The sequence below is a fragment of the Methanocaldococcus villosus KIN24-T80 genome (genome assembly GCF_000371805.1).
In the GTDB taxonomy this organism is placed as follows: Archaea; AGJL01; Methanococci; order Methanococcales; family Methanocaldococcaceae; genus Methanocaldococcus; species Methanocaldococcus villosus.
On the sequence record NZ_AQUK01000001.1, the window covers coordinates 716,430 to 733,109 of the forward strand.

15 protein-coding genes and 1 pseudogene are annotated in these 16,680 nt (G+C 28.5%); 13 read left to right on the forward strand and 3 right to left on the reverse strand.

The genetic code is table 11. From position 1 onward, the window contains the following. The first annotated feature begins 39 nt into the window (after positions 1 to 39). The 4 genes from METVI_RS0104225 to METVI_RS0104240 are packed head-to-tail and all read left to right on the forward strand — an operon-like array spanning position 40 to position 3,117. Positions 40 to 849: a vWA domain-containing protein gene (locus METVI_RS0104225; RefSeq protein WP_004592481.1), complete on the forward strand. Its 810-nt coding sequence runs from the start codon at positions 40 to 42 to the stop codon at positions 847 to 849. Further along, positions 846 to 1,760, forward strand: a complete 915-nt coding sequence (gene pyrB / locus METVI_RS0104230; protein WP_004592480.1) for an aspartate carbamoyltransferase — start codon at positions 846 to 848, stop codon at positions 1,758 to 1,760. Before METVI_RS0104225 ends, pyrB begins: the two co-directional genes overlap by 4 nt. After that, a complete protein-coding gene (locus METVI_RS0104235) occupies positions 1,760 to 2,596 on the forward strand; it encodes a fumarate hydratase (RefSeq protein ID WP_004592478.1) in 837 nt (278 codons plus the stop codon). The genes pyrB and METVI_RS0104235 overlap by 1 nt, the downstream gene beginning before the upstream one ends. Beyond that, positions 2,593 to 3,117, forward strand: a complete 525-nt coding sequence (locus tag METVI_RS0104240; protein ID WP_004592476.1) for a hypothetical protein — start codon at positions 2,593 to 2,595, stop codon at positions 3,115 to 3,117. Before METVI_RS0104235 ends, METVI_RS0104240 begins: the two co-directional genes overlap by 4 nt. Here the strand turns inward: METVI_RS0104240 and METVI_RS0104245 are convergent. Beyond that, positions 3,103 to 3,483: a hypothetical protein gene (locus METVI_RS0104245; RefSeq protein ID WP_004592474.1), complete on the reverse strand. Its 381-nt coding sequence runs from the start codon at positions 3,481 to 3,483 to the stop codon at positions 3,103 to 3,105. The genes METVI_RS0104240 and METVI_RS0104245 overlap by 15 nt on opposite strands. Next, positions 3,473 to 4,393 (reverse strand): methanogenesis marker 7 protein, encoded by a 921-nt coding sequence (locus METVI_RS0104250; RefSeq protein ID WP_004592472.1) that lies wholly within the window; start codon positions 4,391 to 4,393, stop codon positions 3,473 to 3,475. Before METVI_RS0104250 ends, METVI_RS0104245 begins: the two co-directional genes overlap by 11 nt. 68 nt (positions 4,394 to 4,461) lie before the next feature. Here METVI_RS0104250 and METVI_RS0104255 point away from each other — a divergent pair, with 68 nt between their 5' ends. The 7 genes and pseudogenes from METVI_RS0104255 to METVI_RS0104290 all read left to right on the forward strand — a co-directional run bounded on the left by METVI_RS0104255 (position 4,462) and on the right by METVI_RS0104290 (position 13,448). After that, entirely contained in the window at positions 4,462 to 4,908 is a 447-nt protein-coding gene (locus tag METVI_RS0104255; RefSeq protein ID WP_004592470.1) for a protein-tyrosine phosphatase family protein, read from the forward strand. A 96-nt stretch (positions 4,909 to 5,004) separates the two neighbouring features. Further along, a pseudogene (locus tag METVI_RS0104260) lies at positions 5,005 to 5,198 on the forward strand (ATP-binding protein); the annotation flags it as partial. A 33-nt stretch (positions 5,199 to 5,231) separates the two neighbouring features. After that, positions 5,232 to 8,645: a DUF499 domain-containing protein gene (locus METVI_RS0104265; RefSeq protein WP_017981059.1), complete on the forward strand. Its 3,414-nt coding sequence runs from the start codon at positions 5,232 to 5,234 to the stop codon at positions 8,643 to 8,645. Between the two features lie 74 nt (positions 8,646 to 8,719). Further along, positions 8,720 to 9,178 carry a hypothetical protein gene (locus METVI_RS0104270; protein ID WP_004592900.1) on the forward strand — a complete coding sequence of 153 codons (459 nt, stop codon included), beginning with the start codon at positions 8,720 to 8,722 and terminating at the stop codon, positions 9,176 to 9,178. Positions 9,179 to 9,197: 19 nt separating this feature from the next. Next, a complete protein-coding gene (locus tag METVI_RS0104275; RefSeq protein ID WP_004592898.1) occupies positions 9,198 to 12,197 on the forward strand; it encodes a helicase-related protein in 3,000 nt (999 codons plus the stop codon). A 100-nt stretch (positions 12,198 to 12,297) separates the two neighbouring features. Then, on the forward strand, positions 12,298 to 12,738 hold the full coding sequence (locus METVI_RS0104280; RefSeq protein WP_004592896.1) for a hypothetical protein: 441 nt from the start codon (positions 12,298 to 12,300) through the stop codon (positions 12,736 to 12,738). A 257-nt stretch (positions 12,739 to 12,995) separates the two neighbouring features. Beyond that, a complete protein-coding gene (locus tag METVI_RS0104290; protein WP_004594798.1) occupies positions 12,996 to 13,448 on the forward strand; it encodes an HAD hydrolase family protein in 453 nt (150 codons plus the stop codon). On the opposite strand, the gene METVI_RS0104295 is transcribed toward METVI_RS0104290, so the two are convergent. Beyond that, positions 13,437 to 15,839: a DEAD/DEAH box helicase gene (locus METVI_RS0104295; RefSeq protein ID WP_017981061.1), complete on the reverse strand. Its 2,403-nt coding sequence runs from the start codon at positions 15,837 to 15,839 to the stop codon at positions 13,437 to 13,439. The two genes, METVI_RS0104290 and METVI_RS0104295, sit on opposite strands and share 12 nt — an antisense overlap. A gap of 67 nt (positions 15,840 to 15,906) precedes the next feature. On the opposite strand from METVI_RS0104295, the gene METVI_RS0104300 reads away from it, so the two are divergent. Further along, positions 15,907 to 16,092 (forward strand): class III signal peptide-containing protein, encoded by a 186-nt coding sequence (locus METVI_RS0104300; protein ID WP_004594628.1) that lies wholly within the window; start codon positions 15,907 to 15,909, stop codon positions 16,090 to 16,092. Continuing rightward, positions 16,093 to 16,680 carry an AAA family ATPase gene (locus METVI_RS0104305; RefSeq protein WP_004594630.1) on the forward strand — a complete coding sequence of 196 codons (588 nt, stop codon included), beginning with the start codon at positions 16,093 to 16,095 and terminating at the stop codon, positions 16,678 to 16,680.

Sequence of the window (16,680 nt, forward strand, 5' to 3'; positions counted from 1 at the left end):
GAAAATAATAGTAATGGAAGTTATGGAAATAGTGAGAAAGTGTTTGGTATTGATAAAAATATAACTGTTAATCCAAATATATTAAATTTAAAATGTAAAAGCTATATAAGTGAGAGCAGAGGAAAGCATATAAAAGCAATGGCTAAAAGGGGAAGATATATTAAGTATAAACCTACTAGTGATTTTGAAGATCTTGCTTTAGATGCATCAATAAGAAGGGCTGCTATTTATCAAAAAGATAGAAAAAAAAGATATAAAAAAGGTCTGGCTATATATTTAGAGAAAGAAGATCTTTTAAAAAAGGTAAGACAAAGAAAAATAAGATCATATGTATTATTTGTTGTGGATGCCAGTGGATCAATGGCTGCTAAAAAGAGGATGGAAGCTGCTAAAGGAGCTGTTTTATCTCTACTTTTAAATGCCTATCAAAAAAGAAATAAAGTAGGAATGATTGTTTTTAGAAATGATAAAGCTGATCTTGTATTACCATTTACAAACTCTGTTGATTTAGCTGAAAAATTATTAAAAGATATCCCTACAGGAGGAAAAACTCCACTGGGTAAGGCACTGGTTAAAGCCTATGAGACAATTATTAAAGAGATGAAAAAGCCAATAATTCCAATTATGGTCATCATTAGTGACTTTAAACCAACAGTTGGAGATATTAAGGAGATAGATAAAATATGTGAGATGATAGTTGAAAAGGGGATTAATGTTATATTAATAGATACTGAAACATCATTTGTAAAAGTAGGAATTGGTGATAGATTAGCTAAAAAGTTTGGGTTTAAATATTATAATATAAAAGATATCACTAAAGAAAATATATTAGAGAAAGTGAAACTATGAAACATCTTATCTCAATGAGAGATATTGGGAAGGATGAGATTATCTCTATTTTAAAAGAATCTGAAAAAATGGAAAAGTTATTGAATAAGAAAAAGCCATTAAAAATTTTAGAAGGAAAAATTTTAGCAACTGTATTTTTTGAACCATCTACAAGAACAAGACTGAGTTTTGAGACAGCTATGAAGAGGTTAGGTGGAGATGTTATTACAATGACAGATGTTAAAACTGCATCAACAGCAAAAGGAGAAAGTTTAATTGATACAATTAGGGTTTTGAGTGGCTATTCTGATATTATTGTTTTAAGACATCCTAATGAGGGTGCTGCAAGATTAGCATCAGAGTATTCTTCTGTACCTATAATAAATGCTGGAGATGGTAGTAACCAACACCCTACACAAACACTTTTAGATCTTTACACAATAAATAGGGAGATTGGAAAAATTGATAATATAAAAATAGCTTTTGTAGGAGATTTAAAATACAGCAGGACAGTTCATTCTCTTGTATATGCACTAACTCTTTTTGATGGAGTTAAGCTCTATTTTATTTCTCCAAAAGATTTAGAGATGCCAAAAGATATTACAGAAGATCTAAAAGCTAAAGGTATTGAATTCTACAAAAGCAATTGTATTCAAGATTTAAAAAATCTAGATGTAAATGTTCTTTATGTGACAAGGATACAGAAGGAAAGATTTCCAGATCCAAATGAGTATGAAAGAGTTAAAGGTTCTTATAGGATAACTAAGGATCTCGTTGAAGATAAGAATTTTATAATCATGCATCCCTTACCAAGAGTTGATGAAATTGATTACACTGTTGATATGTTAGAGCAAGCAAAATATTTTAAACAATCTTTTTATGGTATTCCTGTTAGGATGGCTATTTTAAAAAAACTTTTAGAGGAGGAATAATGAGAGAAATAATTGTTGATTTGTTTAGAGAGGCTGTAATTTATTTACCAGATGATGTTAAAAGAGCTTTAAAGGAGGCTTATGAAAGAGAGAGTAGTAAGTTAGCTAAAGATACATTAAAGGCTATTTTGGAAAATATTGAAATAGCTGAAAGAAAAAGAATCCCTCTTTGTCAAGATACTGGAGTACCAATAGTTTATTTAAAAATTGGGAAAGGGATAGAAAGTGATAAAATATTTGATATTATTAAAGAGATAGAAAAAGGTGTTGAGATAGCTACAAAACTTGTTCCATTAAGACCAAATGTTGTTAATCCTATAACAAGAAAAAACTTAGGAAACGTTGGTTTAGGTATGCCTATTATAGATGTAGAATTTGATGATAATTTAAACAAAGAGATAGAGATAACAGTTTTTCCAAAAGGAGCTGGTAGCGAAAATATGAGTAAATTAAAAATGCTAAAACCTTCTGAAGGTTTAGAAGGGGTAAAAAGATTTATTTTAGAAAGTATAGCTGAAGCTTCTGGAAAACCTTGCCCTCCTATAATTGTTGGTGTTGGTATTGGAGGAACAGCAGATTATGCTATGAAATTGGCTAAAAAAGCACTTTTAAGAGATATTGGAGAGAGAAATAAAGATGATATGATAGCAAATTTAGAGTTAGAGTTGTTAGAAAAGATAAATAATTTAGGGATAGGAGCTATGGGATTAGGAGGAGATATTACAGCTTTAGATGTATTTATAGAAACAGCAGGGTGCCATACAGCTTCATTGCCTGTAGGGTTATGTATTCAATGTTGGGCTCATAGAAAAGCAAAGAGAAGGTTAAAATTATGAGAGTAGGGATAACTAAGATGTATAAAGATATAGCTGATCTTATTGGATTAGAAGAATATGAGATTGTAGATCCATATAATAAAAATGTGAATTGTGATTTTTTAATCATATCTAAAGGTTATAAAGAAAGAGTTAAGATGTTTAATAAAAATGCTTATATATTTGAAGTGAGATCAGCAACATTTAAAGATCTGATTGAGAGTTTAAATGAATTAAAAAAGTTAGGATTGGGAAAGAGAGATAAGATAGATGAATCAATAGAGATGTTAAAAAAGAAGGAGAGAGATATAAAAAGTTTAATAAATTTTAAATTTAAAGTTAATCCTAAAACAGAATTTATTAAAAGGGTTGTTGAAGATTTGGGTTTGGAAATATCTGAAGATGGTGTAACAATAGCACCTGATTATGTTGGAGAGGCTGATATAATAATAGAAACACATAAAAATCTACCTTTAATTGAGAGAATAGAGGATAGGTATCTACAAATAATAAATAAAATTAAAAGACTATCCCACAATTAATTTTTTATCTAACACCTCTATAACCTCACCCTCTATTTTTTCATCAACAACTTCTACAAACTCTCTATTAGCAATATCATTTTTTATAATCTTTAACAGTTCTCTTATATTCTCATCTTCAGCATACACCTTAGCTTTTATTTTATGTTTCCTAGCCAATCTTGCTATATCTCTTAAAGCTAATTTTAACTCTGTAATTAATTTTAAATATTCTTTAGCTTTTTCTAAGCTCTCTTCATCTCCTATTAACACAGGATATTTTACCCCTAAGGCTGGATCTTCTCTTATATCATAATTCACATTACAGAATTCAATAACTCTTGCTATTATTGATTGTGGTAAACCTGGAGGTAATTTAAGCTCCATGCATTTCCCTCTCAAATTCTACTTCTGATTTAGGTTTTAATTTTATAAGTATATAATTTTTCATAACACTTCTTTTTATATTTGCTATCTCATCTAACCTATACTCTCCAATTTTAACTTCTTTTATCTTATTTACATATTTATCATAATCTAACTTTACTCTTAAACCATCTAACTGTGTAACTATTGGTAGTGGAGACAACACTCTTGCCACTTCATCTACTTGTTTCTCAATCTCATCTTTAACTACCACTGGAGGCACCACTGGAGGATCATAAGATAGCTCTTTTCTTCTGTTATTTATTAGCTCAGTAATAACTTCAACCATCTTTCTCAAAGCTCTGATTTCCTCTCCTCTTCTCAATCTATGGCTTCTTCTTCCAAGATTTCCTACATATGGGTATGGAATATCAATCTTCTCTGGCCCTCCTGTAACAACTACAGGAATCTCAACATCAAAGAGATGAACTTTATCTTTAATACAAGCTTCAAAATTACCCATAACATAAACTGCTAAGTCATGCTCTTCTATTAAATCCTTCTCAATTTCTCTAATTTGAGCAATATCTTTTCCTACACCTCTTGCTAACCCTATCATATTTGATTTTGCTCCAAATCTTCTTAAATATTCAGCTACATCACATGCAATGTGTGGTAGATGATGTCTTGATAAACTTGGAGCCACAACTGCAATCTCTGTTCCTGCTAATGGAGTTTCAATAATCTTACCCTTATATTTTTTAGCCTCTTCTTTTAATCTTTCAAGTTCATTGTAAGGGATGGCTAATGTCATATAAACATCTAATTGCATGACATGCTCTTGCAATATAAAACCACCAATATCTTCTATCCATTCTTTAAATACATTGTTTTTATAAACTCCTCCTTCATATCTTACAATCTCATACATAATGTAATCACCAATATAATTTATAATTATAATAAAACCTATTTCCTTTATATCTTTTGGTGATTATTATGGGCAAGTGTAGGCATAATGGAGAAGTTAGTATTTTTGGAGTAAGACCTGCAAGTTTTCCTTATTTTCCATTTCATTTAAAAGATAAAATTGGAGGGTTTGTAATATTAGATGAGTTATGGTTGATAAGGTGGTGTGAAATTATAGAATATCCGATGAGAATTCCAACCTTATATGTGCCAATTGAGGATTATAGCATTCCAACTGTTGAGGATATGGATTTGATTGTTGATTTTATAAAATATCATGTTTCTAGAGGTAAAGAAGTTGTTGTTTCTTGTATTGGTGGGCATGGAAGGACTGGAACTGTTTTAGCAATTTGGTGTGGATTAAATGGGGTTGAGAATCCAATAGAGTATGTTAGAGAGCGTTATTGTAAATGTGCTGTTGAAACAAAAGAACAAGAAGAGTTTGTAAAATATTATTTAAGTATAAGGATTGATTAATTTCTGTATAATTTTCTTAATTATATATTTTTAATTATTAGTTAGGTTATAGATGAGAAAACTTTAATAATAATATAGATCGTATAAAAAAACTTGCAAAAAGAGAATCTGTTAAAAGTTTTAAGTAAATTTAAGGAAAAAATTAAAGTAAATATTGATGATTTTGAAGATGAAATCTTTGAAGATGTTAAATTCCTAATAAAAAATGAGATTTTGTTTTATGATGTTGTTAATGGTGTAATAAAACCAACGTCAATAAAAAATGGTATGCTATTAAAGAGATTATTTAATTTACACCACCAACCTTTATGGTGGAGGTGTTAGTGGGTATAGCAATAGGGCGAAGCCCTATGCTTATAAAATCAACATTCAATAAAGAAATGGTTTGTTATAAAAGAAGTCATCTAAAAAGAGGGGAGACCATGCAAGGATTAAAAGTTTGGAAGGATGTTTTAGATGAGACTCTCGATATGCAAGTAGCTCCTGAATTGGGGGATGTTATTAACAAAACTGCCCATAAAATTTATACAGAACCAGAAGAATTCTTTAAAAGGACATATTTTACTGACTCTATGGTACAAATACTTGATAGACTGTTAAATACTTTAAGTGGGAAAGAAAGGCATAATATATTCTTAATATACTCTCTTTTTGGGGGAGGGAAAACACATACAATATTAACAATCTATCATGCACTTAATAGTCCTGACTCTCTTGTAAATTATGAAGTTCTAAAAGATTATCCTGAGGATAAAAAGGAGAAAATAAAAAATATTGGGTTAAAATTAAAAAACCTTCAAAATCAAAATGTAAAAATACTTCCAATATATGGTAAAGGAAAATTGGGGCAGCCAAGTAATCCATTAAACTTTAGTGCTTATGAAGTCAAAACATTATGGGGATACATAGGGCACTGTTTAGGAAAATATGCACTTGTTGAAAATGATGATAAAAACCTGACAGTTCCTACCATAGACACAATTAGAGAGCTTTTAAAAGGAAATAAAGTAGTGTTTTTAGTTGATGAGATTGTTCATTATATTGATAACTTATACAACAGTGGAAATGAAGATGATAGAAGATATGCAAAAAATATCTGTAAGTTCTTTGACGCCCTATGCACTGCTTTAATTGGAACTGACAGTGTAATGATTCTAACTTTACCAATGGAAAAAGATGGGGAAAAAGTTGAAAAAGGATATAATAGGGAAATAGTTCTTTCACTTCATAGGGCAGTTGAGAGGGTTGGAGGTGCTGAGCTCTATTCTCCACTAAGAACTGAAGGCATTTCTGGAGGAGAAATTGTTGAAATTTTAAAAAAGAGAATTTTTGAAGACATAGATAAAGATTTTAAAGAGAAAATAATTGAAAAATATAGAGAAGCTTATTCAAACACTGAAATATTTGGAAGATTTGAAGAAAACTTATCAAAAACTTATCCATTCCATCCAGATTTTATAGCAACACTGAGAACCATTGTTGAGAGAGGGAACTTACAAAAAACAAGAGATATGGTTAGAATAACAAGAATCGTAGTGAGAAATCTATTACAAGAAGAAGAGTTTCCAACTTTAATAATGCCATATCATATAAACCCAAGAAATGAGAAACTAAAAGGAATATTGTTTGGAAAAAATCAAATATTTGCCGACTATGGAGGAGCAGTGTTAGATGTAGATTTATCTCTTGAAAAATTTAAAAGATTTTCAAAACCTGAATTGGCAGAGATTATCTTAAGATATATATTCTTAAAGACCTACCCTTATGATTCCCCAACACCACTTGAAGGATTTCCAAAAAAAGATAGTATTGCAAGAGCAGTTTATGAAATTAGTTTCTTTGAAAAACATGCATTGCAATTAACTGATATTCCAAATACTATAAGCGAAATTGAAAAAAGCTCATCATTTATATATTTAAACAAAAAGGATGGCGTCTTCTGGTTTTGGAGAGTTGCAAATGTATTTCAAATGGTTGAAAGCAAAAAAGAAGAGTTGCTCACACTCAATATAGTTAGTGTTCATAAGAAACTTGAAGAATTTGTTAAAAAATTTGCTGTTGAAGGAAAGGGTCTAAAGACTAAAAAAATTGGAAATAATATAACATTTTTCAAAAAGAATAGTATTATAGTGTCAAGAGACCCACAAGAATTCCAAGATGATGAGGATTATAAATTGCAAATACTCATAAGAGATGACGTTGATAAATCTACACTTTACAGGATAATTTATCAGTATGGAACTGGGACGAGAACATATAGAAATACTATAACTGTCTGTTATGCAGATAAAGCTCTAAACAAACTACTTGAAATAACTGCCCGTATAATGGCTTGTGATAAAGTAAAAGGAGACATTAAAGCAAAATACAAATCCTATGGAGAAGAGGTAGTTCAAATACAAACAAATATGGTAAGAAGTATTGAAGACAATGCAAAAGCAGAGTTTGATGAATTTGTAGCAAGTGTATTTAAAAAAGTTGCATATCCTAAAGATAATGATGTGGAGATTGTTAATGCCACCCCAACATCTAAGTCAATACTTGAAAATGTCTATTCTGCACTGGTTGAATGGGGAAAAATCCCATCTAATCTAACTTTTGAAGGTCTTGAGTATTATTTAAATGAGGTAAATATAACTTTTGATAAACCAATACGATTTTCAGAACTTAGAAGTATTATTAGAACAAATACAAAACTTCCATTTATTACTGATGAACAATTAAAAGAGGCTATAAAAGAGGGTGTTAGGGATTTAAAAATTGGTATTGAAAGGGATGGATGGGTTTTATTTAAAGAGGTATATCAAAACATGCCAAATTATAATGAATCTGGAGTACCTCTTGAGGATATAAGAGAAAACGATATAATTCTTCCACAAATAAAGGCATTAAACAAACAAATAAACCAAATTTTAAAAGAAGAGAAGGATGAAGTTGTTGATAATAAGTATATAAAAGTTTGGTATGAAGTTTGTATTTCAGATTCTGAGTCATTGCCATTAAGAGAACTTGTTGAAGAGACAGAAGATGGTTTTGTTGTCAAACCTGAGTTTGTGGATTTAGTAATAAATGGCTATATAGTAAGAAAAACTGAAGAAAAAATTATTGGAGAAAGAAATGAATTTTCTTTGAAATTGGATAGACACAATATTGAAGGAAAACCAGGAGAAAATGTGGATGTAAAAGTAGTAATAACACCATTAAAAGGACGTGGTTTTGAAGTATATCTTGAAGTTGAAGAAGGGGAATTGGATATAAACCATGGAAAGGTTCCTTATGAAACAATATGGCACATCAAAATCCCTGAATCCAAAAAAACTTATAATATAAGGGCAATATCTGAAGATAATATAATAAAAACTGATAAAATAACCCTTATCCCAAGAACTGATATTGTAGAAGTCCATGAATTGTCTGAAAACTTAAAAGGAGGAAAATTATTAGAAATAAAGGGAATAAAGTCCTATGATGATTTAGATATGGTTCCTGAAAACTTAAATGCCAAAGTTAGAGGAGTCTTTATTATTGAAAATGATGAATACTTTAGAGCAGATTTCAACAATCTATCTCTCAATGTTGTAAAATATATTATTGAGGAGATAGAGGGGGTTATGGAACATAAAGCAAAGTTATGTGTGGATATTATTTTTACAGATGAAATAAAGATTGATGATTTAATATTTGAGAAACTTAAATGCTTAAATAAAAAAGCAGTATTTAAAATTAAGAAATGTTAATTTTAAGTAGTTTTTTATATATTTAGCGTAATTATTTTTCTTTCCCTTATTTCTCTTTTTTGTGAGGTGATGTCGTGGAGAGTAAAAATACTCAGTATATGGTTAAGCTTAAATATATTAAACCAATAAAATTACCAATTGTAAAAGAACAAAAATTAGTAGAATTTATTCCAATAATACCTCTTGAAGATGATAAATACATAAAAGGTAAAATTGAAGGAGCTGCAAGAGTATTTCTCCCAGAGTTTATTAATTTTGCTAAACACCTTGGCTTTGAAGTTTCTGGTAAGAAAAGAATCACATTAAAAACTGATGATGATTATGCATATCTGAGATTATTTGTTTATGCCATGGTTATGCAAGCATTAAAAGATAATACAATGTGGGGAAAATTAGAAGACCATATTCTTTCTATGGAACCATTAGCTTTACGTTATTGGGCATCAACTTTTAGAAATAACTATTGGGAACATAATAACAGAAGAAAATTATTAAAAATTGCAAAATGTTTTTTAGATGTCGAAGAAATCTAAATTTATGAGGGGATGAAAATTGCAAGATAAAATAAAAAATTATCTCACAAAAAAGATATTTTTGCACGACCCCTTACTATTCTTCTATGCTTTAAATCATCCAACATCAAAAAAAGAAATAAAACCATTTATACACCAAATTCACCTTTTATATAATGCAATGCTTCTCCGCCCCGTTCGTTTTTTAATTGCAGATGAGATAGGTTTAGGTAAAACAATAGAGTCTTTAGCAATAGCAAGATATTTAGAATTAAAAGAAGGCATAAAAAAGATTTTAGTCTTGACACCAAAAATTTTAAGAGAGCAATGGGAATCAGAAATAAAAAGGGTAGGAGGAATTCCAAAGATTATTAAAGATGGAAATGATATAAGTAGAATTAAGAATTCTTTTCAGTATAATTACGATTCTGCAGTTTATATTATAATCTCAATAGACCTTGCAAAAAGGTATGTTGATAAAATATTACAAATTGATTGGGATTTGGTTATTGTTGATGAAGCCCACAACATCACTAAAAATACTCAAAGAGGAAGATTAGTAGAAAAGCTTTCAGAAAAAGTAAAAAATATACTTTTACTTTCTGCAACCCCACACAGGGGAAACCCTCAAGATTATCTATATAGGTTAAAGATGTTAGACCCTACACTTATAAATGATTTTGATAAATTAAATGCTAAAAATTTCTATCGTAGGACTCATGACATATTAGTTTTTAGAAGGACGAAAAAATTAGTAAATACTCTTGAAAATAAAAGAGTTTTTAAAGATTGTCAATTTAATGCAGTTGTAGTAGATATATCAGAAGAGGAAAAAAGATTTTTTGACCTTCTTGAAAATACTCTTAAAAATATACTGAAGAATACAAAAAGGAATTCTCCAATAGCTCTTTTAGCAGTAATTTTGGGTAAACGAGCATCTTCAAGTTATAAAGCAGCAATTGAAACACTGAATAGGATTATAAAAACTAACATTTTAAAAACTGATGATATTGATGTGTCAGAGGATATTCAAAACTTATTCTCATTGAGTTTTGAAGAAATGGAATTTGAAGAATATAGAGAAATATCTGACATAATAAATAATATTGTTGATAAATATTCACCCTATTTAAGCCGAGAACAAAAAGAATTATTTGAAAATCTCCTCAAAACAACAACTAACATCATAATCAAAAAAGATAATAAAATTGACGCTTTAGCAAAAATTATTGCAGAACATATTAAAAATAATGAGAAAATTGTAGTATTTACTGAATATGTTGATACTCTCAAATATCTGAAAGAAAATCTACATAAGTATCTAAATAACTATGGCATAAAAATAGATTCAAATGAAATACTAACACTTTCAGGGGAAGATAAAAATAGAATAGAGAATATTACTGAAGAGATAAATAGAAAATTTGAAGATCATGGAAAAATTTTACTAGCAACAGATGTTGCTTCTGAAGGGCTTAATTTGCAAATTGCAAGTGTCTTGATAAATTATGATTCCCCATGGAGCCCTATAAAATTAGAGCAGAGAATTGGTAGAGTTTGGAGGTTAGGGCAAGAAAAAGATGTGTCTATTTATAACATTTTCCTTTCAAATAGAATGGATTTAGAACTGCTCAATAGCTTGTATAAAAAAATAATGAATATTAAAACTGCACTTGATAATCAATTAGCAATAGGTAAAGAGATATATATTGTAAATGCTGAAAATCTATTTAACTTAGAAGAATTCGCATGCATAAAAAACTTGTCTGAATATGATATTATAATTTCAGCAATAATGGGGAACTTAAACAGTTATACTGAAGAAATTGTCAAAACACTAAAAATTATTAGGAATAAGCTAAAAATGATGAGCATTTTTCCAGAAGAACATGCTGAAGAGATTAAAAATGAGGTTTTAAATGTTATTCAAAATGAAGATTATTTGAAGATTGAAAAGATTGAGGAAATTTTAAGGGACTATCAAGATAAGGTTTTAAATAAGAACATACATACCCAAAGTGGGTTATATCAAATCATAAAATCAAAAAATGATGAAGATTTACAAATATCAAGAATTGTTGTAAAAAATCCAGTTAAAAATAGAGAATATTTGTTTTTTGTAAAGGTATTAAACGAAGATGATGAGGTCGTTTGGGAAATTCCATTAATGGTTTCTCGTCAAGAAAAAAATATTAAGTTAGTGACAAGTGTTGAATTATTAGAATACTTAACAAAAATATTTAGCAAAGATTTATTTTTCACAGAATACATAGAAAAACCTTATGAAAAGCAAATATTGGCTATTAAAGGAAATATTCTTACTTATGTTAGAAGTATTGTAAGTAACATAGGTAAAAGAATCTCAAATTACGAAAATCTCAAGGATTTAGGTTTAAAAGATGATAAATTATTTAAGAATTTGAAAATAAGTATTAGTGATCCTATAATTATTGATTATCTGCCAGAGAATGAATTCTCAATTGGAAAAATTATTCCTTTAGAGATTGTGGATACTTTAGATAAAGATAATATTATTTTACCAGATGAAAATGATTTAAAGGCAATGGATAGGAATTTTCTGCCCCTTGAAGAACTTGTGAAAATTGAAAAACTGGCTATGAATGTTATAATGAATCTCGAAGAAAAAAGATTAGCAAGTAAATATGGATATGAAAATAAAGGTAAGGTTTGGGATGTTTTGGATGTTTCCCTACATGAGCATTATGATATAAAGGTTATTGAAAATGGGGATGAGAAATATATTGAAGTAAAAGGGCATAAGGGGTTATTACCAATTGCAGAACTTACAGAAGCAGAATACAGATTTGCCATGGAAAATGAAGATAAATACTATTTGTATATAGTCTGCAACCTTGGAAAAGATGAAAAAAATTTAATAGTATTTGAAATTCACAAACCTCTCAACAAAGAACATAGAAGAATATATCTAATTAAAAATGGAGAAAAGATAGATGTGAGCAAATATTATAATAACATAAATATAACTGAAAAAAAGAGATATTTGTTTAAACTTGCATAAAATTGCAAAAACCTAAATAACATGAAAGATAATGAAGAAATAAGCAAATTAGTTAAGAAAATAAGTTCCATGATTGGGTTAAGATTATTGAGGGATGTTAATGAAAGATGATAGTTCCTATTTAGATTTTGATTTTGAAAAAGGAAAAATAAGAGAAAAAATTCAGGAATTTTTAGGAAATAATACAGAATCTAAAAGAATTCTTTATGAGCATATTGATAGCTTAGAGGAATTTGTTAAAAATACTATTAAAGAACTTAAAGAGTCAGAAGAGGGCTTAAGCTCAGAAGGAAAAAATAAAATATGGGGAGCATTTCTTTATTATTCTACTTTGGTGGACGTATTTACGTTTAGTCAATTATCTAAATTTATGATTGATGAAAGTGAGATATTGAGAGTTGAAAAACTAAAAGCTGAATTAGAGGTTGCAATAGCATTGGCAAGAAGTAAATATCAAGCAAAATCAAGAAGGGATATTGTAAGGAGCATTATGTATTTATCTATTGCTTTAGGTATTATTTTTGGTTTAAAATTAATTTAATGAAATATGTAAAGTCTGTTCTTGGCTTAAGGTGATTGAAAATGGATTTAGATGAGTATAAGAAACTAAAGAAAAAGGTTATGGAAAAATTGAAAATTGATGAACAAACATTGGATAAGATGATTGATGAAAAATACAATAATAAATAGATTATATAAAAAACTTGTAAAAAGAGAATCTATTAGAAGTTTTAAGTAAATTTAAGGAAAATTAAAGTAAATATTGATGATTTTGTTGATTTAAATAATGGTGATAGAATGAGTATTATTTTATTAGATCTAAATGGAACTATAGCAGTTGATGGAAAAATAAAAGAAGGAGTTAAAGATAGATTAAATAAATTAAAAAATAAAGCTAAAATATTTATTCTCTCAGCAGACACATATGGTACATTAAACAATATTTTAAATGATTTAAATGTTGAAGGTATAAGAATTAATAAAGAAAATCATGAAAAAGAAAGTTTAGCTAAATTAAAAATATTAAAAGAGCTTAAGAAAAAATTTCCAAATGAAAAGATTATTGCTATAGGTAATGGTAGTAATGATGAACTAATGCTTAAGTATTCAGATTTAGGAATATGTGTAATAAATGAGGAAGGAGCTTCAGTAAAAGCAATACTTTCTGCTGATGTTGTTGTAAAAGATATAAATGATGCTTTAGATTTAATATTAAAAGAAAATAGGTTAAAAGCAACTTTAAGAAACTGATTTATTTTCTATTTTATCTTTTAACTCCTTAACTTTATTAGCATATCTTTTATTGTATATTAATGCTATCCTTTCTACAGCATCTAAGATATTTAATAACTGCTCTAAATAATAGTGTATATCTCCTGCATAAGTCAATATCTTATAATTCTCATAAAGATATTTTGCTATTTGTCCAGGGGTTTTTCCTAAAGATCTGAGATTAATCAATTCTTCAATTATCTTCTCTTCAGGGTTGTGCTCAAACTCTATAATAATCATAGTTAGAATATCTTTTAGCTTTTTATCTTCTACCTTCTTTAAAGCTTCTTTTATTACTTCTAAAGCATCAAAGAATCTTGATGGAACATTTATCTTTAAAATCTTTGACAAGCTTTTTTGTAAATTTTGTGACAAATAAACATTTTCAAAAGGATAAATCTCTTTAATTAATTTTATTAGCTCTTTTTCCTTTTTAATAGCTTCTTTTATTTTTTCAGCAACTTTTGGATATAAAAAGGAGATAGCTACAGCTCTACCATATTTTGTTAATTTAACTTCTTTTCCTTCTAAATTTATCATTCCATAACTTTTTAAGTTATTTAATATTGCATTTAAATGATGGGATCTTCCTAAATATGGAACTCTATCAATATCATAAATATTGTTAACCCCTGCTGATACTGTAGCTAATATTTGTTCTTCTTCCTCATCTTCACTGTATTCTACATCTATTTTTTCTGGTTCTGCATTTAATAGTTTAACAGCTACTTCATCTTCAGTTTCTTGCATTTTAGCATGGTATTTTTTTCCTATCTCAACTAACAAATAAACCTTTCCAAGTTCATGCATCCCTTTTCTTCCAGCTCTTCCACACATCTGCTGAAAATCTGAAGGAGATAGCCAATCTCCACCCATAGCTAAGCTTTCAAGGATTACTGTTGATGCAGGAAAATCTACTCCAGCAGATAAAGCTGCTGTTGTAACTACACACTGTATCTTTTGATTTAAAAAATCTTCTTCTACTCTTCTTCTTCTAAAATAATCCATACCTCCATGATAAAATTCAGCTTTTATTCCTTTAGCTTTTAAAGATCTTGCAATGTATTCAGCTCTTTTTCTTGAGAATGTAAAAATTAAACTTTGCCCTCTATAACCATATTTTGAAATATTATTCCATTCTCTCTTAACTATTTCCCTAATTATTGATAATTTATGGAATTCATTTTTACAGAAAATAATATGCCTCTCTAGTGGGACAGGTCTTTTATTATATAAAACTAAATTAGCATTCAACCTTTTTGCAAGCTCTTTTGGGTTACCTATTGTTGCTGATAAGTAGATCATTTGAGCATTAAATAAATATCTCAACCTACCAATTAACCCATCTAATCTTGCCCCCCTCTCAGGCATGTTTAGACTGTGTATTTCATCAACAACAACTGTTCCTACATCTTTTAACTTATTTGTTCTTATAAGATAATCAATTCCTTCATAAGTCCCCACAATTATATCAGCATTGATATCTCTATCCACATCCAATTTCTTACCAATTCTTCCAAATCCCACTCTTAATGATACTTTAAAATTGTATTTTTCTTTAAATTCAAAATATTTTTGATTTGCTAATGCTATTAAAGGAGTTAAATATATCATTTTCCCTTTTCCTTCTAATAAATTTTTTATCCCTGCAATCTCACCAATAAGGGTTTTCCCTGAAGATGTTGCAGATACTATTAATAGATCTTTCCCTTCTAACAATCCAGCTTTTATAGCAAGAGTTTGCACTGGTAGTAGAGTATTGTATCTTTCTTTTAAAATTTTTTTAAGTTTTTCAGGAATATTTAAATCATCTATTTTATAACACTCAATATCTTCTTCAGAACTTTCAATAATATCATATCTTGTAAGTTCAGGATGATTTAGAGGGTTCTTTATCCTTAAAAGAGATAACACTTTATCCACATCTTTAAATTTTTTTAAAAACTTCTCTATCAATTCTTCACTAACTTTAATTTCCTCTTTAACCTCTTTTATAGCACATTCTAAACAAATATATATATTACCATATTTACATTTATTGTTTTTTATTAATTTTTTATAAACATTTTTTATTAAACATAGGGGGCAGAGGTTGATGTAATCAAACTTTAAATGATAGCTCTTTAATAGCTCTTCTAAACTTTTATCTTTAACAATTGCTATTTTTTCCTTCTTTAATAATTCTAAAACCTTTGAAGGCTGTATTAACTTATCTCCTAATCTGCATCTATAAAGCTTATACCTATCCCCAACTTTTTTATAATTAGCAAATATTTTATTGCTATTTCTCACTTCTACACCTTCATCAATATTCTCAACTTTTACAATCTCTATCTCATCTTTCTTTTTTATTTTCCTAATTATCAACATAAAAATCACCAAATTTTTATATTATTAACTTATACAATATAATCTAAAAAACATGTTTGGGATAATAATGATACTTTCAAAAAGAGCCCAATTATCCTTAGAATTTTCTTTATTACTTACAGTTGTTATACTTTCAGCAATAATTGTTGGGTATTATTTAATTACATCAGCTATACATGTTAAAGACACAAATATTGATCTTATCAATAAAACTTCAAGAATTATAGAGTCTTATCTTAGTAAGGTGAGTTAAATGCTTTTAATTGGAGTCACAGGTATGCCTGGAGCAGGGAAAAATGCTGTTTATAATATTGCTGAAGAGCTAGATATACCTATTGTTTCTATGGGGGATGTTGTAAGGTATGAAACAAAAAAGAGATCTTTGCCATTAACTCCTGAGAATGTAGGTAATATAGCCATTAAACTGAGGGAAGAATTTGGAAATGAGGCAATAGCAGTAGTAACTTTAAAGTATATTGAAGAGCATTTTAAAGATAAAGAAATTATTATTATAGAAGGAATAAGAAGTTTGTATGAGGTTAATTATTTTAGAAAACACTACCCACTAGTTTTAATAGCTATTCACTCCTCACCAATAACAAGATTTGAGAGATTAAAAAGAAGAGGAAGGGAGGATGACCCTAATACTTGGGATGTATTTGTAGAGAGAGATTTGAGAGAACTTAAGTTTGGGATAGGTGAGGCTATAGCTATAGCAGATTTTATGGTTGTTAATGAAGATGGTTATGAAGAGTATCTTAATAATCTTAAAGAAGTTATTTTAAAAATAGTAAAAAATAAAGATAAGTTTATGGAATATAATTTTATTTACAAAAAATAA